This is a genomic window from Geothrix sp. 21YS21S-2 (assembly GCF_030846775.1).
Taxonomy (GTDB): Bacteria; Acidobacteriota; Holophagae; order Holophagales; family Holophagaceae; genus Mesoterricola.
Map to the genome: position 1 here is coordinate 1,517,331 of NZ_CP132910.1, position 20,907 is coordinate 1,538,237.

21 protein-coding genes are annotated in these 20,907 nt (G+C 69.3%); 14 read left to right on the forward strand and 7 right to left on the reverse strand.

Annotated features, from left to right (window positions below; all coding sequences use genetic code 11):
* The first annotated feature begins 98 nt into the window (after nt 1–98).
* The 7 genes from RAH40_RS06890 to RAH40_RS06920 all read left to right on the forward strand — a co-directional run bounded on the left by RAH40_RS06890 (nt 99) and on the right by RAH40_RS06920 (nt 6,848).
* Entirely contained in the window at nt 99–767 is a 669-nt protein-coding gene (locus RAH40_RS06890) for a TetR/AcrR family transcriptional regulator (protein ID WP_306601353.1), read from the forward strand.
* Nucleotides 764–1,717 carry an HlyD family secretion protein gene (locus RAH40_RS06895; protein WP_306601354.1) on the forward strand — a complete coding sequence of 318 codons (954 nt, stop codon included), beginning with the start codon at nt 764–766 and terminating at the stop codon, nt 1,715–1,717. The genes RAH40_RS06890 and RAH40_RS06895 overlap by 4 nt, the downstream gene beginning before the upstream one ends.
* Nucleotides 1,718–1,719: 2 nt before the next feature.
* Nucleotides 1,720–2,616 (forward strand): ABC transporter ATP-binding protein, encoded by an 897-nt coding sequence (locus RAH40_RS06900; RefSeq protein ID WP_306601355.1) that lies wholly within the window; start codon nt 1,720–1,722, stop codon nt 2,614–2,616.
* Nucleotides 2,609–3,547, forward strand: a complete 939-nt coding sequence (locus RAH40_RS06905; RefSeq protein WP_306601356.1) for an ABC transporter ATP-binding protein — start codon at nt 2,609–2,611, stop codon at nt 3,545–3,547. Before RAH40_RS06900 ends, RAH40_RS06905 begins: the two co-directional genes overlap by 8 nt.
* A gap of 3 nt (nt 3,548–3,550) precedes the next feature.
* The gene (locus tag RAH40_RS06910; protein ID WP_306601357.1) at nt 3,551–4,678 is read left to right on the forward strand and encodes an ABC transporter permease; all 1,128 of its coding nucleotides are present in this window, start codon (nt 3,551–3,553) and stop codon (nt 4,676–4,678) included.
* A 504-nt stretch (nt 4,679–5,182) separates the two neighbouring features.
* Nucleotides 5,183–6,301: an aminofutalosine synthase MqnE gene (gene mqnE / locus RAH40_RS06915; protein ID WP_306601358.1), complete on the forward strand. Its 1,119-nt coding sequence runs from the start codon at nt 5,183–5,185 to the stop codon at nt 6,299–6,301.
* Entirely contained in the window at nt 6,294–6,848 is a 555-nt protein-coding gene (locus RAH40_RS06920; protein WP_306601359.1) for a 5-formyltetrahydrofolate cyclo-ligase, read from the forward strand. Before mqnE ends, RAH40_RS06920 begins: the two co-directional genes overlap by 8 nt.
* On the opposite strand, the gene RAH40_RS06925 is transcribed toward RAH40_RS06920, so the two are convergent.
* Together RAH40_RS06925 and RAH40_RS06930 are read right to left on the reverse strand one after the other, a co-directional pair.
* Nucleotides 6,845–8,947 carry a GAF domain-containing protein gene (locus RAH40_RS06925; RefSeq protein WP_306601360.1) on the reverse strand — a complete coding sequence of 701 codons (2,103 nt, stop codon included), beginning with the start codon at nt 8,945–8,947 and terminating at the stop codon, nt 6,845–6,847. The two genes, RAH40_RS06920 and RAH40_RS06925, sit on opposite strands and share 4 nt — an antisense overlap.
* Nucleotides 8,948–8,959: 12 nt before the next feature.
* Complete coding sequence (locus tag RAH40_RS06930; RefSeq protein ID WP_306601361.1) at nt 8,960–9,256, reverse strand: YhbY family RNA-binding protein; 297 nt, start codon at nt 9,254–9,256, stop codon at nt 8,960–8,962.
* 75 nt (nt 9,257–9,331) lie between these two features.
* Here RAH40_RS06930 and RAH40_RS06935 point away from each other — a divergent pair, with 75 nt between their 5' ends.
* The 3 genes from RAH40_RS06935 (at nt 9,332) to RAH40_RS06945 (ending at nt 13,503) form a co-directional block, all read left to right on the forward strand.
* Nucleotides 9,332–10,714: an IgA Peptidase M64 gene (locus tag RAH40_RS06935; RefSeq protein ID WP_306601362.1), complete on the forward strand. Its 1,383-nt coding sequence runs from the start codon at nt 9,332–9,334 to the stop codon at nt 10,712–10,714.
* The gene (locus RAH40_RS06940; protein WP_306601363.1) at nt 10,711–11,847 is read left to right on the forward strand and encodes a glycosyltransferase family 9 protein; all 1,137 of its coding nucleotides are present in this window, start codon (nt 10,711–10,713) and stop codon (nt 11,845–11,847) included. Before RAH40_RS06935 ends, RAH40_RS06940 begins: the two co-directional genes overlap by 4 nt.
* Nucleotides 11,848–11,916: 69 nt before the next feature.
* A complete protein-coding gene (locus RAH40_RS06945; RefSeq protein WP_306601364.1) occupies nt 11,917–13,503 on the forward strand; it encodes a capsule assembly Wzi family protein in 1,587 nt (528 codons plus the stop codon).
* On the opposite strand, the gene RAH40_RS06950 is transcribed toward RAH40_RS06945, so the two are convergent.
* Genes RAH40_RS06950 through RAH40_RS06960 form a run of 3 tightly spaced genes read right to left on the reverse strand, consistent with a single transcriptional unit; the run spans nt 13,500 to nt 16,016 of the window.
* Nucleotides 13,500–14,438 (reverse strand): serine hydrolase domain-containing protein, encoded by a 939-nt coding sequence (locus RAH40_RS06950; protein WP_306601365.1) that lies wholly within the window; start codon nt 14,436–14,438, stop codon nt 13,500–13,502. The two genes, RAH40_RS06945 and RAH40_RS06950, sit on opposite strands and share 4 nt — an antisense overlap.
* The gene (locus tag RAH40_RS06955) at nt 14,438–15,403 is read right to left on the reverse strand and encodes a Gfo/Idh/MocA family protein (protein ID WP_306601366.1); all 966 of its coding nucleotides are present in this window, start codon (nt 15,401–15,403) and stop codon (nt 14,438–14,440) included. Before RAH40_RS06955 ends, RAH40_RS06950 begins: the two co-directional genes overlap by 1 nt.
* Nucleotides 15,404–15,437: 34 nt before the next feature.
* Nucleotides 15,438–16,016: a phosphoribosylglycinamide formyltransferase gene (locus RAH40_RS06960; RefSeq protein ID WP_306601367.1), complete on the reverse strand. Its 579-nt coding sequence runs from the start codon at nt 16,014–16,016 to the stop codon at nt 15,438–15,440.
* Between the two features lie 204 nt (nt 16,017–16,220).
* Between RAH40_RS06960 and RAH40_RS06965 the strand changes: the two genes are divergently transcribed.
* The gene (locus tag RAH40_RS06965; protein ID WP_306601368.1) at nt 16,221–16,622 is read left to right on the forward strand and encodes a hypothetical protein; all 402 of its coding nucleotides are present in this window, start codon (nt 16,221–16,223) and stop codon (nt 16,620–16,622) included.
* A 42-nt stretch (nt 16,623–16,664) separates the two neighbouring features.
* Here RAH40_RS06965 and RAH40_RS06970 read toward each other — a convergent pair whose 3' ends face one another.
* The gene (locus tag RAH40_RS06970; protein ID WP_306601369.1) at nt 16,665–16,988 is read right to left on the reverse strand and encodes a hypothetical protein; all 324 of its coding nucleotides are present in this window, start codon (nt 16,986–16,988) and stop codon (nt 16,665–16,667) included.
* 90 nt (nt 16,989–17,078) lie between these two features.
* On the opposite strand from RAH40_RS06970, the gene RAH40_RS06975 reads away from it, so the two are divergent.
* The 3 genes from RAH40_RS06975 to RAH40_RS06985 are packed head-to-tail and all read left to right on the forward strand — an operon-like array spanning nt 17,079 to nt 18,911.
* Nucleotides 17,079–17,387 (forward strand): STAS domain-containing protein, encoded by a 309-nt coding sequence (locus RAH40_RS06975; protein WP_306601370.1) that lies wholly within the window; start codon nt 17,079–17,081, stop codon nt 17,385–17,387.
* 11 nt (nt 17,388–17,398) lie between these two features.
* Complete coding sequence (gene arfB, locus RAH40_RS06980; protein ID WP_306601371.1) at nt 17,399–17,824, forward strand: alternative ribosome rescue aminoacyl-tRNA hydrolase ArfB; 426 nt, start codon at nt 17,399–17,401, stop codon at nt 17,822–17,824.
* Between the two features lie 31 nt (nt 17,825–17,855).
* On the forward strand, nt 17,856–18,911 hold the full coding sequence (locus RAH40_RS06985) for an HDOD domain-containing protein (protein ID WP_306601372.1): 1,056 nt from the start codon (nt 17,856–17,858) through the stop codon (nt 18,909–18,911).
* 35 nt (nt 18,912–18,946) lie between these two features.
* Here RAH40_RS06985 and speA read toward each other — a convergent pair whose 3' ends face one another.
* Nucleotides 18,947–20,845 (reverse strand): biosynthetic arginine decarboxylase, encoded by a 1,899-nt coding sequence (speA, locus tag RAH40_RS06990; RefSeq protein WP_306601373.1) that lies wholly within the window; start codon nt 20,843–20,845, stop codon nt 18,947–18,949.
* Nucleotides 20,846–20,907 lie beyond the last annotated feature (62 nt).

Below are 20,907 nucleotides of genomic sequence, written 5' to 3' on the forward strand. Positions count from 1 at the left end.
CGCGTCCCGCGGGAACTTATTTCAACACCTGATGAAATTCGGGTTGCCTTTCCTTCCGGGGAACCCATAATTCAACAAGCGTTGAAAAAGGATTCCCCTTGGCAACTCCCCGCCCCCGTGGCCCCAAATCCGTGAAGATGGACCCCAGGACCCTCCTGGACGCCGCCCTGAAGGTCTTCGGCCGGGAGGGCCTGGAGGGGGCCAGCCTGCGGGCCATCGCCCGGGAAGCCGGCTGCGACCCCTCGCTCATCTACTACCACTTCGAGAACAAGGAGGCCATGTTCACGGCCCTCCTGGAGGAGCGCATCACGCCCCTGGTGAAGGACCTGCGCCGGCTGGCCAATCCCCTGGACCCGCGGAGCACGGCCGAAAAGCTCTGGCTGGCCATGCAGGCCTTCCACCTCCACGTGCACGACAGCGCCGGGTTCCGGGCGATGGTGCGGGGGCAGATCGTGCGGGGCGCCGAGACCATCCCCGAGCAGCTGGCGATCCGCCTGCGTCCGGCGCAGATGGCCGTGCTCGGCATCCTCCGCCGGGGCCAGCGCCGGGGCGAGCTCCGGCCGGGCCTCAATCCCTTCCTGCTGGGCCTGTTCCTCATCCGCATGGAGGCGGAGATCCTCGACCTGGTCCCGATCTTCGCGGAGCGCCTCGCGGGGCTCCCGGCCCCCACGGGCATCGCCCTGGCCGAGCGCACCTGGTTCGAAGTGTTCTGGCGGGGCGTGGCCGCCCATCCCCTGGAACCCCTGCCCTTCCTGGAGACCGTATGAAGAAGACCGCCCTGGTCCTGCTCGCCCTGCTCACCCTCGGGTGCAACCGCGACGGCGTCGTCACCCTGAACGGCCGGGTCGAGGCCTACCTCTCGGACCTGGGCCCCCGGGTGCCGGGCACCATCCTCTCCATCGACGTGAAGGAGGGCCAGCGGGTGAAGGCCGGCGATCTCCTGGTGCGGCTCTCCGCGGCCGAACTGGGGTCCGCGGTGGACCGGGACGCCGCGGGCCTGGCCTCGGCCGAGGCCAGGAACCGCATGTACCGGGCCGGCAACCGCCCCGAGGACATCGCCCAGGGCGAGGCCCGGGTGCGGGACGCCCAGGCCGCGCTGGCCCTCGCGACCGACACGCACAAGCGCGTCGCCAGCCTCCACGGAGACAGGATCGCCTCCAGGGCCGACCTGGACAAGGCCGTGGCCGACCGGGACCGGGCCGAGGCGGCCCTCCACCTGCAGAAGAAGGCCCTGGATGAGCTCCGCGCGGGCTTTCGCGCCGAGGACCGCGCCGGCGCCGAGGCCGATGCCCGCAAGGCCCGGGCGGTCCTGGACCAGAGCCGGGTGCAGGCGTCCTTCCTGGAGATCCGGGCGCCCTTCGACTGCGTGGTGATCCACCGCCTGCGCGAGGTGGGCAGCGTCGTGGGGGCCTCCCAGGCCGTGCTCACCGTCGCGCGTCTGGACGAGCTCTGGGTGCGCCTCTACATCCCCCAGCCCCTCCAGCCCCGGGTGGCGCAGGGCATGCCGCTGCAGGTGGCGACCCTCGACGGCCGGACCTTCGACGCCGCCCTGGACGAGGTGAACAGCGTGCCCGAATACACCCCCAAGATGGTGGAGACCGCCGAGGAGCGCATCAACCTCGTCTACCCCGCCCAGGTGCACCTGGCCCGCGGCTGGGACAAGGGCCTCATCCCCGGCGTGGCCGTGGACGTCAAGCTCAAGCCCAGGGGCAAGTGACCATGGCCCGCCTCCTGGAGACCTCCGGCCTCGCCTGCCGGTATCCCAACGGCACCCGCGCCGTGGAGGGCCTCGACCTGGCCCTGGACGAAGGCGACCTGGTGGGCCTCATCGGCCCCGACGGCGCCGGGAAGACCACCACCTTCCGCATGCTCATGGGCCTCCAGAACCCCACCGGCGGGCACCTCCGCCTCCATGCCGACCGCCACACCCTGAGCTACGTGCCCCAGGTCTTCAGCCTGGCCCCCGACCTCACGGTGGAGGAGAACCTCCAGCTCCAGGCCCGGCTCTACGGTCTCCGGGACCCCGGCCCCCGCATCGCGTCCCTGCTGGAGTCCGTGGACCTCGCCCGCTTCCGGGAGCGCATGTCCGGGGCCCTCTCCGGAGGGATGAAGCAGAAGCTCTCGCTGTGCTCGGCCCTCCTGCCGGCGCCGCGCCTGCTCCTCCTGGACGAGCCCACCACCGGCGTGGACCCCGTGAGCCGGCGGGAGTTCTGGACCATGCTCCACGCCATCCACGACGACGGCGTGGCCATCCTCTTCTCCACGCCCTACATGGACGAGGCGGAGTACGCGCTGAGCCTGCTGCTCATGGACGGCGGCCGGATCCTGGCCGAGGGCACCCTGGACGGGTTCCGGGAGGAGCTGGGAGGGGTCGTGGCGGCCCTGACCATGGCGGACCGCAGGCTCGCCAGGGCCCAGGTGGCCCTGCTGTCGCCCCTGGACCTCTTCGCCGAAGGCGACGTGCTCCGGGCCCGGTTCCCGGACCAGCCCATGGAGCCGCTCCTGGCGAAGCTGGGGGCCCTGCCCGGGGTGGCCGCGGCGCGGGAATCCGAGAGCACCCTGGAAGACTATTTCCTCCATGTCCTCAACGCCCAGGAGGGGGCCCTCCATGAGTGAGCCCGTCCTGCAGGTGGAGAACCTGACCCGGCGCTTCGGCGATTTCACGGCGGTGGACGGGGTCTCCTTCGAGATCCGCAAGGGGGAGATCTTCGGGTTCCTGGGCCCCAACGGCGCCGGGAAGAGCACGACCATCCGGATGCTCTGCGGCGTCCTCGCGCCCACGTCCGGCCACGCCCGGGCCCTGGGCCGGGACCTGTTCACCGAGGGCCAGCTGGTGCGCGCCCGCATGGGCTACATGAGCCAGAAGTCGAGCCTCCTCACGGACCTCACCGTAGGCGAGAACCTGGCCTTCTTCGGGAGCCTCTACGGCCTTTCGGGGGAGCGCCTGAAGGCGGAGACCACCCACCGGCTCAAGGAGATGCAGGTGTGGGCCCTGCGGGACCACCTGGTGTCGGGCCTCTCCACCGGCGAGCGCCAGCGGGTGTCCCTGGCCGCCGCGACCCTCCACGAGCCCGAGGTGCTCTTCCTGGACGAGCCCACCTCGGGGGTGGACCCGCTGCGCCGCCGCCTGTTCTGGGAGGCGATGGCCGACCTCATCGCCGACGGCATGACCATCCTGGTGACCACCCACAACCTGGGCGAGGCCGACCAGTGCGACCGCCTCGCCTTCATCCTGGGCGGCAGGCTGGTGGCCAGCGGCAGTCCCTCCTACCTCAAGACCAGCCTGCACCGCCGGGTGCTGTCGCTGCGCACCCCCGAGTACCGCCGCCTCCAGGAGGCGGCCCGGGCCATCCCGGGCGTCCTGTCCGCGGTCCTGCAGGGGCGCAGCGTCCGCCTCACCTACGCCGAAGGCGGCGACCCCGGGGCCATCCTGCAGGCCGTGGCGTCCCTGGGCCTGCCCTTCGCCCCCGCGGAGCCCGAGCTCCCCTCCCTTGAAGACTTCTTCGTGGACCTGGTGGACCAGGGCCGCGGCGCCCCCTTGAGGTGAACCATGTGGAACCGCATCAAGGCCCTGGTCTGGAAGGAATTCCTGCAGCTGCGCAGGGACCGCCTGACCATCGGGTTCGTCCTCATCATGCCGCTGGCCCAGATACTGATCTTCGGCTTCGCCGTGAACACCGACGTCAAGCACCTCCCCTGCGTGGTCTACGACGAGTCCCGCAGCCAGGAGAGCCGCGACTTCGTCGACGGCCTGGTGGCCACCCAGTACTTCGACCTCAAGAGCCGCGCGGACAGCGAGGCCGCCTTCACCCGGGAGATCGACATGGGCCGGGCCCAGGTGGGCGTGTGGTTCCCCCCCGACTACGCGCGAAAGCTCAGGTCGGGCGGCACGGCCGAGGCCATGGTGGTGGTGGACGCCTCCAATCCCACCACCGCCTCCAACGCCATCGCCACCGCCGTGGGCGTCTCCCAGATGCGCAGCACCACCCTGCTCTTCCAGCGCATGGGCTACGGCCAGGCCACCCAGCCCATCCCGCCCATCGACCTGCGCGTGCGGCCCTGGTACAACCCGAACCTGCGCAGCCCCAACTTCATCGTCCCGGGGCTCGTGGGCGTGATCCTGGCCATGACCTGCGTCATCTACGCCTCGGGCAGCATCGTGAAGGAGAAGGAGCGGGGCACCCTGGACCAGGTGATGGTCACCCCGGTGCGCCCGTTCGAACTGTTCCTCGGGAAGATCATCCCCGTGGTGGGCATCGCCTACCTGCAGCTGACCGTGCTCTTCGGCGCGGCCCGGGTGCTTTTCGGCGTGCCCGTCGCAGGCTCCGTGCCCCTGCTCTACGTCACCTCGCTCTTCTTCATCATCCCCATGCTGGGCGTGGGCATCAAGCTGTCGACCGCCGCCGACACCCAGGCCCAGTCGACGCAGATGGCCATCCTCACCTTCCTGCCCATGGTGTTCCTGTCCGGCTACATCTTCCCCATCGAGGGCATGCCGCTCTTCTTCCAGGGTCTGGCCCAGGTCATCCCGCTCACCCACTATCTGATAATCGTGCGCGCCATCGTGCTCCGCGGGGCGGGCGTCGAGGCGTTCTGGCCGCAGCTCATCAAGCTGACGGTGTTCGGCCTGATCGTGTGGACCGTCGCCCTGCGGGGCATGAAGCGGGCCTCGGCCTAGAAAATGGCCGGGCCGATCGTTTCCATTTTTCTTTTCCTCGGCGAACCTCGGCCTCCTCGGCGCCTCGGCGATGGGCTTTTCCATGAGCTGTCGGCGCAAGGCTCACCCGCGCCGGCCCACCCATCGAAAGCCCATCGCCGAGGCGCCGAGGAGGCCGAGGTTCGCCGAGAAAAGGACTCCAGGCTGTGGCTGACCTTTTCATGGAGTCGCCCAGGGGATGCTGCACTATCCCCACAGCAGGAGGAACGACCGGAGCCCAAGCGCGAAGAGGGCCAAGCGGATCGCTGGGCTAAATATGTATTTCATCAACCTGCCTCCATCCCATTTCAATGAACATCAAATTTCATTTCTCCCTTTCCCCGGCACCAATATAGGTCTTTCCCGGCATCATTCATGCGGCGCCCATGCCTTCCGAACGAAGCGCCTGCCGTCCCGCCGCCATGAACCATTCCAGGATAGGCTTCCTCCTTCCGCGCCCCGCTAGACTGGAGGATGGAGACGTTCATGCACAGCCTCAGCCTCGGATTGCAAAGCTACCTCACCGATCCCCGCCTCATCCCCATCGCGGAGAAGGTGGAACAGGGCATCCGGCTCACCTTCGACGACGGCCTCCTGCTCTACGAGAGCCCCGATCTCACGGGCATCGGCGCCATGGCCCACTTCGTCCGGCTGAAGCTCCACGGGAAGAAGACCTACTACGTGGTGAGCCGGCGCATGTCCTACACGAACATCTGCGTCACCCACTGCCAGTTCTGCGCGTTCCAGGCCCGGCCGGGCGATCCGCGGGCCTACGTGCTTTCGGCGGACGACATCGTCTCCGAGATGGAGAAGCCCGAGAACCTGGGCGTGCGGGAACTGCACATGGTGGCCGGGCACTACCCCAAGCTCAAGATCGAGTACTTCGAGGACCTGTTCCGGCGCCTCAAGGCCCGCTTCCCGGACCTGCACCTGAAGGTCTTCACCATGGTGGAGATGGACTACTACGCCCGGGCGTCCGGGATCCCCATCGAGGCGTTCATCGCCCGCTGCATGGCCGCGGGGCTGGAGAGCTGCCCGGGCGGCGGCGCGGAGATCTTCGACGAGGAGATCCGCGAGAAGATCTGCATCGGCAAGAAGGACGCCGGCACCTGGCTGCGCGTGGCCGAGCTGAGCCACCGCATGGGCCTGCCCACCAACTGCACCATGCTCTACGGGCACATCGAACAGGCCCGGCACCGGGTGGACCACCTCCTGCGCCTGCGCGAGCTGCAGGACCGCACGCGGGGGTTCCTGGCCTACATCCCCCTGGCCTACCAGATCGAGGACAACGAGCTGGGCCGGACCTACGAGATCCACGAGACCACCGGCCACCAGGACCTGCGGGAAGTGGCCGTGGCCCGCCTCCTCCTGGACAACGTCCCGCACATCAAGGCCTACTGGGTCATGATCACCGAGGGCCTGGCCCAGGTCGGCCTCAACTACGGCGCGGACGACCTGGACGGCACCATCATCGAGGAGTCCATCGCCCACCTCGCCGGCGCCAAGACCCCCCAGGCCCTCACCAAGGCCGAGCTGGAGCGCCTGATCACCGAAGCCGGCTTCGAGCCCCTGGAACGCGACAACCTCTACAAAGTCTATGCCTGAACTCCGCGACAAGGCCGCGCTGAGGCGGCACCACCTGGCCCTGAGGGACGCCGTCGATCCCCTGGAGCGGGCCCTCTGGTCCGCGGAGGCCTGCCGGCACCTGGCCGCCTTCTGCGAAGCCCGGGGCATCCATTCCGTCGCGGCCTTCTGGCCCTTCGGGTCCGAGATCGACCTGCGCCCCCTCCTGGACGCCCACCCCTTCTGGACCTTCCTCTTCCCGAGAATCGTGGAAAAGGCGCCGCCAACCCTGGCCTGGGGCCCGCCTCCGCTGGGACCCGGCGCCTGGGGCCTCCAGGAGCCGCTGGCGTCCCCCTTCGCCTCCCCACCGGTGCAACTGGTCCTGGTCCCGGGCCTCGCCTTCGCCGCGGACGGGCACCGGCTGGGCTACGGGCGGGGCTTCTACGACGCCGTCCTGCCCGGCCTGGCGCCGGAGGTCCTGACCCTGGGCGCGGGCTTCGGGATCCAGAAGTGCGAAAGCCTGCCCACGGGACCCGGGGACTTCCCCGTCAAGGGACTGGTGGATGAGGATGGGGTAAGGCTCTTCTAGCCCAGCTTGAAGATGCTCTCCCCGCCCGGGTAGTCCTCGGTCGAGGCCTCCCGCATCCGCTGCAGGACCTGCACCAGCACCCGGATCCTTTCCACCATCTCCATCACCTTCTGGAGCTTGGGCTCGTCGGGGTACTTGCGGGCCAGGAGCTCGATCTGCATGGAGATCACGGCCAGGGGGTTGTTGATCTCGTGCTTGAGGGTTCCGGCCATCTGGCGCAGGGAGTCCAGTCGTTCCGCGGCCCGGGCCTTGCGCTGGAGCTCGTCGTGGCCGCGCAGCACCTGGAGCCGGTGGTGGAGGGTCTCCCACCGGAAGCCCTCGGGAAGGCAGTCCGTGGTGCCCGCGGCCAGGAACTGGGGGAACTGGTCGTCGCGGGCCCGCACCACGAGGATGGGCACCGTGGTGAAGCTGGCGTTGCGCCGGTAGGCGTCCACGACGGCCACGGGGTCCTGGGTCCCCTTGGCGTCGATGACGAGGTACTTGAACGGGTGGACCGGAGAGCGGGGCGGCTCGGCCTCCAGGAGGTGGAGGCCCAGTTCCTCGGCCTGGGCCACGCTTTCGAAGAGGCCCACCAGTTCCATCTCCTCCGTGACCAGGCCCAGGAGGGGCAGGGCCCGGCTGTCCTGGGTGTGGTTGACGTCCTTGGGGAACTCCAGGGTCAGGGCCTGGTCGTTCCAGTGCCAGCGGATGCCCGACTCCTGGAGGGTCCGGAGGGTCCAGGGGTCCGGCGTGGGGATGGCCATCCCGGAGGAGAAGGCCAGGCGCAGCGTCCAGTCCGAAGTCTGATCCAGCCAGCGGCCCTGCACGGTTCCGCCTTCGGGGGCCCGCATGAGGAGGGGCTCCACCAGACCCATGAGGGCCTGGGTGGCCAGGTCCCCCGCCACCCACACCGTGCCGGCGGGGACGGACTCGAGGGTCAGTGGGATGTTCCGGATGGTGAGGAGGTCCCGCCACACCGGCTCCAGCACCTCCTGAAGGGCCTGGAGGCTGGTGGAGACGGGGGTCTCCCGGGGCACTTCCAGGAGGGTCTCCTGGAGGCCGGATTCCACGAGGTGCTGGATGCGGCTGGTCTGGTGGCGAAGCACCGCGGCCAGGTCGCCGTAGCCGCTCTCGGAATAGCTCTGGATCCAGCGCAGGCTCGACCCCATGGCCCCCAGCAGCTCCCCCATGCGCTTGACGATGCGCTCGTGCAGGGTCCGAAGGCGCAAATACTCGCCCTGGATCTCGGCCTGGCGCATGGCCTTCTGCACGAGCTCCGTGTGGCGCAGGGCCACGGCGCCTTGTCGCACGAAGGCCTGCAGCAGGGCCAGATCGAACCTGGAAAAGGGCCGGCCCTGCTGGGCGCGGTCCAGGTAGAGCACGCCCTGGATCTCGCCGGCCACCTCCATGGGGGCGCACATGACGGCCCCGACGGTGAGCTCGAGCAGGCTCTCGCCCCCGAAGCGGGGGTCGATCAGGGGGGAGTTGCTGAGCACCCCGGTGCGGTGGGCGAGGACGTAGGCCACCACGGAATGGGACAGGCCCTGGCGGTCCTCCACGTCGCCCACGCGGTGCAGGCTCTGCCAGGTCCCGTCCGGGTTCACCATCACCACGAAGCCCCGTTCCGCCCCCATGAGCTTCAGGGCCTCGGCCAGGATGCTGCGGAACATGATGTACGAGCTGCCCTCCCGCAGCAGGCTCTCGGAGGACCGGTGCAGCAGCTCCAGGGCGCGCAGGAGCACCATGGCCTGGCCGGGCTCGGGCTTGATCTCGGCGAACAGGTCGCCCACGCCCTCGATGAAGTTGATCCCGTCCAGGCCGGGGAACCCTTCCGTGAACTTCAGGCACCAGTCCCCCAGGCCGATCTCGTCCCCGTCCTCCAGGGCGCTCCCGATGGGCGTGGAGACCGAGAGCCCGTTGAGCAGGGTGCCGTTGCGGGACTCCAGGTCCCGGATCCACCAGCGGCCGCCCACCTTCGCCAGCATGGCGTGGGCCCGCGAGACGCTGACGTCCCCGGGCAGGGCCACGGGGCACAGCACGGGATCCCGGCCCAGCTGCACCGGATCGGCAACCTCGTGGCGCCTCACGACGCCTCCCTCGCTCCAGGACAGGTAGGGCACGCCGGACTCCCTTCAGGGCAGGGGATAGGCGGTGGGCTTGTTCCGGCTCGCCCGGAACACCAGGACCGTGTGGCCCAGGACGCGCACCACTTCGAGGCCGGGAACCTTGGCGGTAAGGGCCTCCACGGCGCTCGCCTCGTCCTCGGGGGTGTTCTGGTTGAGGCGGAGCTTCATGAGTTCGAGGCTTTCGAGCATGACGTCGAGTTCCTGGGCCAGGGCGTCGGTGAGCCCGGCCTTGCCGATGTGGACGTTGGCTTTGAGGGGGTGGGCCTTGGCCTTGAGGTGCTGGCGTTGTCTGGGGGTGAGCATGGGGACCTCGAAGGGGGCCTGGGTTCGGCGGGATTCCTGGAATGTTCTAGTATAGGAGTATCCATGAGGCTTGTGATGCTACGTACCCTTTCCGCCCTGTTCCTCGCTTCCGCACTGATGGCCCAGGCCCCCCGGACCCTTCGGGTGGACTACTACCACACCGGAACCGCCGCCTCCGAGACCTTCACCCAGGACCGCACGGTCCTGGAGCCCCTTCCCTGGCCCGGCGACCCCGCCAAGGCCCTGGACACCTCCAACCTGGGCAAGTATTTCTTCGAGGTGGTGGACCGCGCGACCAACCGGGTCCTCTTCTCCCGGGGCTTCAATTCCATCTACGGGGAGTGGGAGACCACGGGCGAGGCCCGCTCCACCCCGCGGACCTTCTCCGAGTCCCTGCGCTTCCCCCGTCCCGGAGGCCCCGTCCAGATCAACGTCAAGAAGCGGGATGCCCGGAACGCCTTCCGCGAGATCTGGTCGTTCTCCCTGGACCCCGCGGACATGTCGGTCGATTCCGCCCCGCCGCCCTCCCCCGGCGCCCTCATCGCCATCCAGCGGTCCGGCGCCCCGGCGGAAAAGGTGGATCTCCTGATCCTGGGCGACGGCTACACCCGTGAGGAGCTGCCCCGGTTCGAGCAGCAGGCCCGCAGGCTCACCGAGGCCCTCTTCGCCAGGTCCCCCTTCCGGGAGCACCGGAAGGACTTCAACGTCTGGGCCCTGTGCCCCCCCGCCGACGCCCCGGGCGTGTCCCGGCCCTCCACCGGCGTCCACCGCCGCAGCCCCCTGGGCACCGCCTACGACGCCTTCGGGAGCGAGCGCTACATCCTGACCTTCGAGAACCGGGCCCTGCGTGACGCCGCCTCCTTCGCGCCCTACGACTTCCTGGAGATCCTCGTCAACGGCGAGACCTACGGCGGCGCCGGGATCTTCGGGCAGTTCAGCACCGTGGCGGCCGGGAACCTCTACGCGCCCTACGTCTTCGTGCACGAGTTCGGGCACCACTTCGCGGGCCTGGCCGACGAGTACTACACCTCCGACGTCGCCTACGAGAGCTCGAAGGATCGCCCCGAGCCCTGGGAGCTCAACGCCACCGCCGACCCCAAGGCCCCCAAGTGGAAGGCGCTCGTCAGGGCCGGCACGCCGCTGCCCACGCCGTGGCAGAAGGCGGCCTTCGAGAAGGCCAGCCACGAGACCCAGGCCCGGCGCCGGGAACTGCGCGCGGCCAACCGCCCCGAATCCGAGATGGACGCCCTCTTCGCCGAGGAGAAGGCCTTCGAGACCCGGCTCCTGGGCACGGACGCCCACTCCGGGAAGGTGGGTGCCTTCGAGGGCTGCAACTACGAGGGCACGGGGTATTTCCGTGCCCAGGAGGACTGCGTCATGTTCACCCGCGACGACGTGCCGTTCTGCGCGGCCTGCGCGGGCGCCATCGAGCGGGTCATCGCCCTGTACGCCAAATGAGGGCGAACGGGACGGAAGCCCTCAAGGAGAGCCTGCGGCGCGGGGACGCCCTGCCCGAGGTGTGGATCCGCTTCCCCAGGCAGCTGGGGGACGTCATCTTCGCCCTGCCCTTCCTGGGAAGCCTCCAGCGGGAATGGAACGCCGCGGCCGCGGAACTGGGCGTCACGCTCAAGTGGGTGGCGGTGGGCCACGCCATCGGCGCGGCCGTGTTCAGCGAGGCGGCGCCTTCCGTCATCGCCGAGAGCGTCATCGAGACCGGGGGGGTGGGCAAGCCCGACCCCTGGATGCTGCTGCGGCGCTGGCGCAAGGACCGCCCCGTGGCGGTCATCAACCTCAGCCAGTCCGTGCGCCTCATCCTGGCCGCGTGGATGGCCCGGGTGCCCATCCGGGGCGGCATCGCCGACAACAACCTGAGCCTGCTCTACACCCACCCGTTCAAGTACCGGGACCTGCCCATCCACATCGTCCAGCGCTACCAGCCCCTGCTCGAGAAGCTCACGGGCCTGGCCGACCTGCGGTGGCTGCCCATCACCCCCGGGCTCCTGGGGGGAAAGGGCGCCCTGCCCCTGCTGCGCGCCGCGGGCTGGGACGGCAGGCCCTACGTGGTGCTGGCCTTCGGCACCCGGGGCGAGGAGAAGCGCTGGTTCCCCGAGCAGGAGAACTGGCCGGAACTGTCCCGGATCCTCATGGACCAGGGCTTCGCCACCGTCCTCCTGGGCAGCCCCGACGAGATGCCCCTGGCCGCGGAGCTGGCGGCCCTGGCCCCCGGGACCATCGACCTCACCGGCCGCACCACGATCCCCGAGGCCTGCGCGGTCCAGTACCACGCCTACGGCTGCGTGGGCGTCGACACGGGCCTGTCCCACTGCAGCGCGGGGGCGGGGCGGCCCACGGTCACCCTCATGAACATGTCGCTGGAGCACCTCATCCAGCCCCAGGGTCCCTATTCCGTGGCCGTGCGGGGTCCCGCCATGGGGCTGGCCGAAGGGGAGCGCCCCGGAAACCCCCGCGGAGGCGGCGCCCACCGCATCACGCCGCTGCGCGCGGCCAACATCCTGCACGCCCTTGCCCGGGAGGCGGAAAAAGAGCAGGTCGGACCCAGCTCCAACATGGGCAAAATGATGCAAGCGTAGTTCTGGAACCAATAATTAATTAATAGCATCCTGACGCCAAAGGTCCACGGCCACTCCTTGGGGAATTGAATGATCCTGTCCAGAAACGGCGCCCTCCACTGCCTCCTGATCACCCTGCCGGGCCTGGCCCTGGCGGCCCAGGCTCCCGAAGGCTGGAACCGCCGGGAGGTGCTGGGTTCCGGACTGGCCGCCGGCGCGACCTGGTTCGGAGCGGGGCTCTGGACCGCGGACCGGCACGGCGCTCCGGCCCCCCTGGTCGACTCCCTGGGCATGGGCAACGGATACATCGGCTCGGGCGTCTCGGCCGAAGCCGGCGCCAGCCTCGGGCGCTGGAGTTTCGCCATCCAGGGCCTGGCCAACACCGACGCCCAGGGCAGGTCCCACTTCACGGTCATGCGCAGCCACGCGCTCTACCGCCATGGGGGCTGGACCGCGGGGTTCGAGCAGGAGCCCCTGGTCTGGGGCTACGGCCTCACCGGCGGGTACCTGCTGGGCGAGGCCGCCCGCCCCGTCCCCAAGCTCCGGGTCGAGACGCCCTACTGGCACCTGTCCCTGGGGAAATGGTCCCTGGGCGAATGGGGCTTCCAGGGGTTCACGGGGCGCCTCGAGAACGGCCGCTCCATCCCCGAGAACTCGCAGATGCCCCTGTCCATCGCCCGGAACCTGCAGCTGAACGGGGATCCGCAGAGCCCCTTCTTCTCCGGGTGGCGGACCCAGGGCAGGTCCCGGGACGGGAAGGTGGAGTTCTACCTCAACTGGACGGTCCTCTGGGGCGGCACCCGCAACGGGGTGTCCATGACCGAGGGCTACAACCTGGGCGAATACCTCACGGCCGTCACGGGCACCAAGGACGTGCTGGCCGAGAGCGGCGTGGACTTCAACGACCCGAACCGCCCGGAACCCGTGCCCGTGAACCGCGCCAAGAGCTCCACGAACTTCGACGCGGGCCTGCGGTTCCGGTCCGACTGGCTGGCGCGGGTGACCGCCAGCGAAAAGGCCTGGTTCTACGTGGGCCGCGGCAGCAAGGGCGTCCTGCTCCAGTGGAAGGTGCTGGCCCGCCGGCCCTTCTACTACACCGGCAAGGAGCTCACCGGTGTCCGGAAGGATGCCGCCTCCCTCCGCTGGTTCCGCATCTGGGACAAGAAGGACAGCTACTACATCCCCAACCTCATCGCGGGCAACGACACCGTCGGCATCCTCCTGGAGTGGCCCGGCGTGCGCCTGGGCATCGAGCACCACAACACCGCCAATTCCCCCGACATCTCGTACCGTTCCTTCGTGAACAGCACCTACCCTTCGGGCTTCTACACCCATGGCGACCCCCTGGGCGAGGCCATGGGCGGCGAGGCCAACTCGAACTTCGCGAAGCTGGAACTGGACCTGGGCCCGCGGCTCTCCACCACCACCTGGCTCATCGCCGGCGTGCGCCCCTTCCGGGACGACCGGGACCTCTGGACCGCCCTGCACCCCGGCCTGTCCCCGGAGGCCGACGCATTCAAGCAGATCCAGCAGGACATCGCCTGGAAGGTGGACAAGGCGACGACCGTGCGCGCCGGAGCCGCCTGGCAGCGGCACGACGCCGTGGGCTGGGTTCCGGGCGCGGCCCGGAACGGGTTCCGGTACTTCGCCGAACTCGAGTTCCGCTGGACCCGCTAGACCCAGGCCCGCAGGGCCTCGAGCCGCCTCGCCTGCAGCTGCGCGGCATCCAGCAGCTCGCCCGCGGGCCCCACGCGGTGGGCCAGCACGGCCACGCAGAGGCCGTCCTCCGGCCGGAAGAAGAGCGCGGGCCCGGTGAAGCCCAGGTGGTACCAGAAGGCCGAAGGGGGCCCCGCCGGAGCTTCCGGCACGGGCGGGGAGAGGCGGTCCCGGTCCCATTCCACCACGTGGACGCCGTTCCGGCGGACGCCCTCCAGGAGGGCGCCGAAGCGTCCCTGGCCCGTGAAGGCCCGTTGGAGGCCCAGGCCCCAGCGCGAACCGTCGGCGCCCTGGGCCGCATCCCGGGACATGGCCAGGGGCGCGCCGGAGGCCACCCATCGATCCAGGCAGGTTCGCAGGCCCTCGGCATCCGCACCGAACCCCGCGTGGCCGCGCATTCCGGCCCGGGCATTGGCATCGTTGGGCAGGTGGGGATCCCGCGCAGGAAAGGGCAGCGCGGGCGCAGCGAGGCGCCACATCTCCAGGTCGGGCCCCTGGGGCGCGAAGACCGGCGCCAGGGCCCAGGGCGCGGGCTCCAGGCCCGAGGAGCGGGCCCCCAGCTCCGGAAAGGGCACTCCGGTCTGCCGCTCCAGGAGCTCGGCCAGCAGGCGGTACCCCAGGTCGGAATAGAGGCTGGTGCCCGGGATGCCGAGGGTCAGCTTGGGGTGGGCCCCGGACGGGAAACCCCGCCCCAGCTGGGCCGCCAGGGGCTCGCCCGTGAAGGGGAGCCAGGGCGGCAGGCCCGCGGAATGGGAGAGGAGCTGGCGCACGGTGAGGGGCTCCGCGCGGTCCAGGAAGCCCAGCTGCGCCCGGCGGTCCTCGTCGAGATCCAGGTGCCGGTGCGCCAGGGGCGCGGTCACCAGGGGCTTGGCGAGGGACGCCAGATCGTAGAACACTAGTCGATCTTCAGGTTCGCCAGGGACTCGGCCACGGATTTCTGGACCATGTCGGCCACCTTCATGGCCTCGAAGGCGTCCTGCCAGGGGCAGAGGTCCTCGCCCTGGCCCAGGCACGCGGCGTAGAAGGCCTCCAGCTCGAGCTTCAGGGGCTCTCCTTCCACGATGTCGATGACGTCGGGCAGCACCGTCGGACCGTCGGGGCCCATGCCCAGGCGGAGCACCTCGAGCTTCTGCGCGGCGAAGTCCAGGCTGGCGTAGGCCCGGGCCCCGAAGGCGCGGAGCACCCGCTCCTTCTTGCGGGCCACGCGGCTGGCGGTGACGGTGGCGAAGGCGCCTCCCTCGAAGCGCAGGCGCGCGTTGACCAGGTCGGCGTACTTGGTGAGCACCGGCACGCCCACGGCCTCCACGGAGACGACGGGGCGCCCGATCAGCGCCAGGAGGAGGTCCAGGTCGTGGATCATCACGTCCATGATCACGTCCACTTCCATGGAGCGCATGGGGAACGGCGAGACCCGGATGGCCTCGGCGAAGTGGGGCTTGATGCCCAGGGCGCGAAGCGCGGTCACCGCGGGGTTGAAGCGCTCCAGGTGGCCCACCGCGGCCACGAGCCCGGGCCGGGCCTGGCGCGCCGCGGCCAGGGCAGCCAGCAGGGCCTTGCCCTCGTCGAGGGTGGCCGCCAGGGGCTTCTCCATGATCACGTGCCGGCCGGCCTTGAGCACCTCGAGCCCCAGGGCGTGGTGGAAGCCCGTGGGCGCGGCGATCTGGACGGCATCCACCTTGTCCAGGATCCCGGCCATGCCGGGGACCCACTTCGTGCCGAACTTCTCGGCGATCTCCCGGCCGCGGGCCTCGCCCGGATCAACGACCGCCACCAGCTCGGTGGCCTCCGATCCCGCCGCGATCCGGGCATGGTGCTGGCCCAGGCTGCCCACTCCGACGACGGCCACACGCAATTTGGACATGGTGTCTCCTCAACAATCCGCTGGGTCCAGCCTATCAGAGGGAGGCGAGGAAATCCCGGAGCGCCGCCGGGTAGAGGGCCATCTCCTGCAGGTACACCCGCTGCTGGAGGGCCTCGGGCGTGTCCCCGGGCAGCACCGGCACCCGGGCCTGGGCCAGGATGCGCCCGTGGTCGTAAACGTTGTCCACCAGGTGCACGGTGCAGCCGGATTCCGCGGCCCCGGCTTCCAGCACGGCCCGGTGGACGTGCATGCCGAACATCCCCGGGCCGCCGAAGGCGGGCAGGAGGCCCGGGTGGATGTTGAGGATCCGCCCCTCCCACGCCGCCGGCAGGTCCAGCTTCTTGAGCCAGCCGCAGAGTGCGATCACGTCCGCCCCGGCCTCCTCGGCGCGGGCGAGGCAGGCCTGGGAGAAGGCCCGGTCGTCGGTGAAGTCCGGCCGCGCCACCACCGCCACCGGAAGGCCGCGGGCGGCGAGCCGCTCGACGCCCGCGGCCTTGGCGCTGGAGGAGAGCCCCAGCACGGGCACCGCGGGGACCCGCCCCGCCGCGCAGGCCTCCATGAGGTTCAGGGCGTTGCCCCCGGTGCCGGAGATGAAGAGGGCCAGTCGTTTCATCCCCACATCCTCTCATGGTGCGGGCGGGGAGGAATGCAACCCCATGTTGCCGCCTGCAACGCCCCCCGGAAAGAAGTCCCTTGAAACCCTCTTAAACCTTTCCTTTATGCTGAATTGTCACCCCTTATAATTTGGCATCCTTCATGCACCTTGCCTTGCGGGGATGAACCCCACAGCGGCCCAGCCCGCACAAAGGAGACCACCATGGCCAACACCCGCACCTTCGGCATCCTGATCGCAGCCGGCCTCATCAGCGCGGCCCTCGTGGCCCAGACCCCTGCCCCGCCCCCCGCTCCCGCCGCCCCCACCGGCCAGCAACTGGAGCACCGCGGCGAGAAGAACATCAAGCGCGGCGCCCGCAAGGAGGTCCGCGGCCAGGCCGAAGTGGCCAAGGGCAAGGCCGCGGAGCGCCGCGCCGGCCGCGAGGAGGCCCGGGCCGGCAAGCTCGCCGCCGAAGGGAAGACCGACGCCGCCGCGAAGCTGGATGCCAAGGCCGAGCGCACCGAAGCCAAGGGCAAGGCCGAAATCAAGCAGGGCCGCAAGGAGAAGGCCGTGGGCCGCCGCCAGGTGAACAAGGGCGTGAACCAGCTGGAGAAGGCCAAGTAGCAAGCGGTTGAACGGGCCGGGAGGGAAGCCTCCCGGCCCTTTTCACAAGTCCTTGAGGAACTCCTGGGGATCCCGGCCGGTGCGCTGGAGGAAGTCGGCCGCCAGGCTCGGCACGCCCGAACTGGGCTCGTCCAGGTAGAGCGACTCCACCCGCTGCATGGGGAAGAAGCGCGTCCCCAGGGCGATCTGGTCCTCCTCGCCGCGCCGGACCATGGCCAGCACCTCCTCCCACACCCGCAGGTCCAGGCCCCGGAGGGCGAGGCCGGCGGCCTCCAGGCCCAGCAGCCTTCCCCACATGCGTTCCCGGGGCTCGCGGAGCACCACGACCACCAGCTGGCCAGTTGAGAAAGGCAGGGAGAGGGGCATTGGACGGTTCCGATCCGGAGGGTCCGGGCCGCCAGAATAGCAAACCGGGCCGCCCCTGGGTATTCTGGCTGGGACGCCTGGGAGGGACGCATGAATTTCACGAGCCGGATTGAGGGCCTTACGGCGACGATCGGACTCGAGGGCCGGTTCACATTCGAGGCCCATCCGGGCTTCAAGGCCTGCACGCGGGAAGCCCTGGAGTCCGGGCCCCTGGAGCGCATCGTCCTGGACATGGAGAAGGTGACCTACCTCGACGCCAGCTCCCTGGGCATGATCCTCCTCCTTCGCGAGTCCGCCGAGGCCCGCCAGGTGGCCGTCGTGCTCCACCGCCCCTCCCCGCCGGTCATGAACCTCCTGGAAGTGGTGAGGTTCGAGAGACTCTTCCAGATCACGGACTGAGAGGGCGCCGGATGGACGCCCTCGAAGTCACCGGCACGGTCGTCATTCCCGCCGCCGCCTTCCAGGTGAAGGCGGTGAGGGCCGGAGGCCCCGGGGGCCAGAACGTGAACAAGGTGGCCTCCAAGGTTGAGGTGCGGGTGGACCTCGCCCTCATCGAGGGCCTGGACCCCGCGTCCCTGGACCGCCTCCGGGGCAGGGTCCGCAACCAGCTGGACGCCGACGGGCGCTGGATCGTCACGAGCTCGCGCACCCGGGACCAGCTGCAGAACCTCGAGGACGCCCGTTCCAAGGTGGCCGGAGCCGTGCTGGAGGCCCTCAAGGCCCCGATCCCGCGCAGGCCCACCCGCCCCACCCGTTCCAGCAGGACGGTGCGCCTCATCCTCAAGAAGCGCGCCGGGGCCGTGAAGAAGGACCGCACCCGCAAGGACTGGGACTGACAGGATCGGCTTCCTTCATTACCATGGGGGAGTGATCAATCCCTTCAGGAACCTTTTCCGCGGCCAGGCCCGCCTTCCCGAGGCCCGGGCCGTCGCCCCGGCGGAGGCCCCCGCCCCGGCGGAGGCTCCCGCCGCGGCGACGGCGCCGGACCCCTTCGACGGGCCCTGGGCCCTCCTTTCCGGCGCGGCCGAGCCCCCTCCCCGGCCCCTGTCGCCCGGGGAACTGGAGCAGGTGGAGCGGCTGGTCCCCAGGGTCATGGAGCACTTCGGCCGGAACCATCCGGACCCCACGTCCTTCCCGGCCCTGGCGGTGCGGATCATCGACCTGCTCAACGAGCCGGACGTGGACATGGCCAGGCTCCTCAAGGCCATCAGCCCCGATCCCGCGATCTCCATGAACGTGCTGCGCGTGGCCAATTCGGCCCTGTACAACCGGGGCACCGACGTCAACGAGATGCGCATGGCCGTCATGCGCATCGGCCTGCGGGGCGTGGGCGAGATCGCCGCCGGCGTGGCGGGGCGCAGCCTGTTCGACGTGGGGCTGCGCGTGGAATACGAGATCTTCGGGCAGAGGTGGTCGGACCTCTTCCTGGACACCATGGCCGTGGCTTTCGGAGCCAGCCAGTTCGCATTCGAGCAGCACGTGGGCCGGGCCGACCGCGCCTTCCTGGCGGGCATGTTCCACGACATGGGCAAATCCCTCGCCCTGCGCTCCCTGGCGGCCCTCGTCATCGCGGGGGAGGTGGAGGCCCCCCTTCCGGATCCCGTGGTGGACGAGATTCTGGAGCGGGTCCACGTGGACATCGGCTGCGCCGTGCACGAGATCTGGGGCCTCCCCGCCCACCTCCAGGACATCTGCCGCCGCCACCACGACGCCGCGGTCCCTGACGGCGCGGACGACATGGAGATCCACATCCTGCGCATGGCCTCGGGCGTCCACCGCCTGGTGAAGGACCCCGCCGACCCGCGCCGCCTGGACGAGACGCGCCAGAGCATCCAGGCCATGCGGCTGGTGCGCAGGGGCGTGAGCCTGCTGCACCGGGAGATGCAGCTGCATGTGGAGAAGGTGAAGGTGCTGTTCCCCTAGCTGCGGGGGGGCATCTCCAGGCCCCGGCAGTAGAATCAGTGCTCGTTCATCTCCAGGTACGTCGGCAGGCTGCGCTGCTGCGTCAGCAGCGCCTTCAGCGCCTCGCCGGCGTCGCTCTTGTTCTGGCGGCGGCGGGTGGGGCCCTCCACCAGCTCGTCGGGGTCGTAGTGGACGCTGCGCAGGACGTGGTCCATGGTGTCTCCGGGGATGATCTGCTGGATCTTGAAGTCCTCGTCCTCGTTGACCACCACGTGGGCCTCCGTGGGGGCGCCGAAGAGGTTGTGGCGCATGCCCAGGATGTCCTGGTAGGCGCCGGTGAGGAAGAAGGCCAGGTAGTAGGGCTCGCCGCCCTTGGGCTCGTGGAGGCTGATCTCGTCCCGCACGTCCTTGAGGTCGATGAACTTCTCCATCTTGCCGTCGCTGTCGCAGGTGATGTCGCAGAGCGTGGCGGAGATGGTGGGCTTCTCCTTCAGGCGGTGGATGGGCATCACGGGGAAGAGCTGGTCGATGGCCCAGTGGTCGGGCATGGACTGGAAGAGGCTGAAGTTGGCGATGAGCTTGTCGGCCAGGCTCTTGGAGAGGTCCTGGAACTCCTCGGGGATGTACTTCAGGCTCTTGTAGCTGAAGATCTTCGAGAGCTTGCGGCACACCTCCCAGAAAAGGATCTCGCCCTTGGCGCGGTCGTCCAGGGACAGGTAGCCCAGGTTGAAGAGCGTGATGAGCTCGTCCTTCTGGGTGATGGCGTCGTGGTACATCTCCGCGAAGTTCTTCACCGAGAGGTTGTCCCGGGTGTAGGCCAGCTCCTTGAGCACCTGGGCCTCGTTGCCCGTGAGCTCGACGCGGTACTTGGTGTGCGTGGTGTCGATGAGGCCGATGATGTCCACCACGACGACTTCGTGGAAGGCCGCGATGGCCCGGCCCGACTCGCTCAGGAGGTTGGGCACCGGCACCTGCTCCTGGGTGCACACGTCCTGGGTGGTGTAGACCACGTCGGAGGCGTACTCGTCGATCGTGTAGTTCATGGAGGAGCTGAAGGTGGTGCGGCTGCCGTCGTAGTCCACGCCCAGGCCGCCGCCCACGTTGAGGTACTTCAGGGGAACGCCGCGCTTGTAGAGCTTGGCGTACATGCGGGTCGCCTCCTTCATGGCGGTCTTCACCCGGCGGATGTCGGTGATCTGGCTGCCGATGTGGAAGTGCAGCTCCACCACGGAGTCCAGGAGGCCCTTCTTCTCCAGGGTCTCCACCGCCTCCAGCAGCTCCTGGGTGTTGAGCCCGAACTTGGAGTGGTCGCCCGCCGAGCTCTCCCACTTCCCGCTCCCCATGGCGTTGAGCTTGAAGCGCAGCCCCAGGAGCGGCTCGACCTTGAGCTCCTTGGCCACCTTCAGGATCATGGGAAGTTCGGTCATCTTCTCGACGGTGATGAGCACATTGCGTCCGGCCTTGCGGGCCAGGAGGGCCATGCGCATGAAGGTCTCGTCCTTGTATCCGTTGCAGGTGACCAGGGCGTCCGGGTGGAGGTTCATGGACAGCGCGATCATCAGTTCGGGCTTGGAGCCCGCCTCCAGGCCGTAGCGGTACTTGTAGCCCGCCTTCACCACCTGGTCGACGACCTCCTTGATCTGGTTGGTCTTCACGGGGTATACGCCCTGGTAGCTGCCGGCGTAGTCGTACTCGCGCATGGCCTTGTGGAAGGCCTCGTTCAGCTCCGTGACCCGGGCCGCGAGTATCTGGGGGAAGCGCAGGATCAGGGGCGTGGCCACACCCTTCTTCCGCAGGTGCTGGACGATGTCGAACACGTCGCAGGACAGGTTTTCGTCCCGCGTGGGGTGGACGACGAGGTGCCCCTTGCTGTTCACGCCGAAGAAACCATAGCCCCATTCCTTGACGCCGTACATCGACATCGCGTCCTGGACCGTGAAATTCTTTATCGCCATCTAGGTCTTCTCCGGTGGGTTTCCCCTCGTGCCACGTTATAGAAAAACGGCTTGGGAATAAA

What these genes read in the sequence shown, in the direction of transcription:
- RAH40_RS06895 (WP_306601354.1), top strand. Translation starts at nt 764, where the DNA reads ATGAAGAAGACCGCCCTGGTCCTGCTCGCCCTGCTCACCCTCGGGTGC.
- RAH40_RS06900 (WP_306601355.1), top strand. Translation starts at nt 1,720, where the DNA reads ATGGCCCGCCTCCTGGAGACCTCCGGCCTCGCCTGCCGGTATCCCAAC.
- RAH40_RS06905 (WP_306601356.1), top strand. Translation starts at nt 2,609, where the DNA reads ATGAGTGAGCCCGTCCTGCAGGTGGAGAACCTGACCCGGCGCTTCGGC.
- RAH40_RS06910 (WP_306601357.1), top strand. Translation starts at nt 3,551, where the DNA reads ATGTGGAACCGCATCAAGGCCCTGGTCTGGAAGGAATTCCTGCAGCTG.
- mqnE (WP_306601358.1), top strand. Translation starts at nt 5,183, where the DNA reads ATGCACAGCCTCAGCCTCGGATTGCAAAGCTACCTCACCGATCCCCGC.
- RAH40_RS06920 (WP_306601359.1), top strand. Translation starts at nt 6,294, where the DNA reads ATGCCTGAACTCCGCGACAAGGCCGCGCTGAGGCGGCACCACCTGGCC.
- RAH40_RS06930 (WP_306601361.1), bottom strand. Translation starts at nt 9,256, where the DNA reads ATGCTCACCCCCAGACAACGCCAGCACCTCAAGGCCAAGGCCCACCCC.
- RAH40_RS06935 (WP_306601362.1), top strand. Translation starts at nt 9,332, where the DNA reads ATGCTACGTACCCTTTCCGCCCTGTTCCTCGCTTCCGCACTGATGGCC.
- RAH40_RS06940 (WP_306601363.1), top strand. Translation starts at nt 10,711, where the DNA reads ATGAGGGCGAACGGGACGGAAGCCCTCAAGGAGAGCCTGCGGCGCGGG.
- RAH40_RS06945 (WP_306601364.1), top strand. Translation starts at nt 11,917, where the DNA reads ATGATCCTGTCCAGAAACGGCGCCCTCCACTGCCTCCTGATCACCCTG.
- RAH40_RS06955 (WP_306601366.1), bottom strand. Translation starts at nt 15,403, where the DNA reads ATGTCCAAATTGCGTGTGGCCGTCGTCGGAGTGGGCAGCCTGGGCCAG.
- RAH40_RS06960 (WP_306601367.1), bottom strand. Translation starts at nt 16,016, where the DNA reads ATGAAACGACTGGCCCTCTTCATCTCCGGCACCGGGGGCAACGCCCTG.
- RAH40_RS06965 (WP_306601368.1), top strand. Translation starts at nt 16,221, where the DNA reads ATGGCCAACACCCGCACCTTCGGCATCCTGATCGCAGCCGGCCTCATC.
- RAH40_RS06970 (WP_306601369.1), bottom strand. Translation starts at nt 16,988, where the DNA reads ATGCCCCTCTCCCTGCCTTTCTCAACTGGCCAGCTGGTGGTCGTGGTG.
- RAH40_RS06975 (WP_306601370.1), top strand. Translation starts at nt 17,079, where the DNA reads ATGAATTTCACGAGCCGGATTGAGGGCCTTACGGCGACGATCGGACTC.
- arfB (WP_306601371.1), top strand. Translation starts at nt 17,399, where the DNA reads ATGGACGCCCTCGAAGTCACCGGCACGGTCGTCATTCCCGCCGCCGCC.
- speA (WP_306601373.1), bottom strand. Translation starts at nt 20,845, where the DNA reads ATGGCGATAAAGAATTTCACGGTCCAGGACGCGATGTCGATGTACGGC.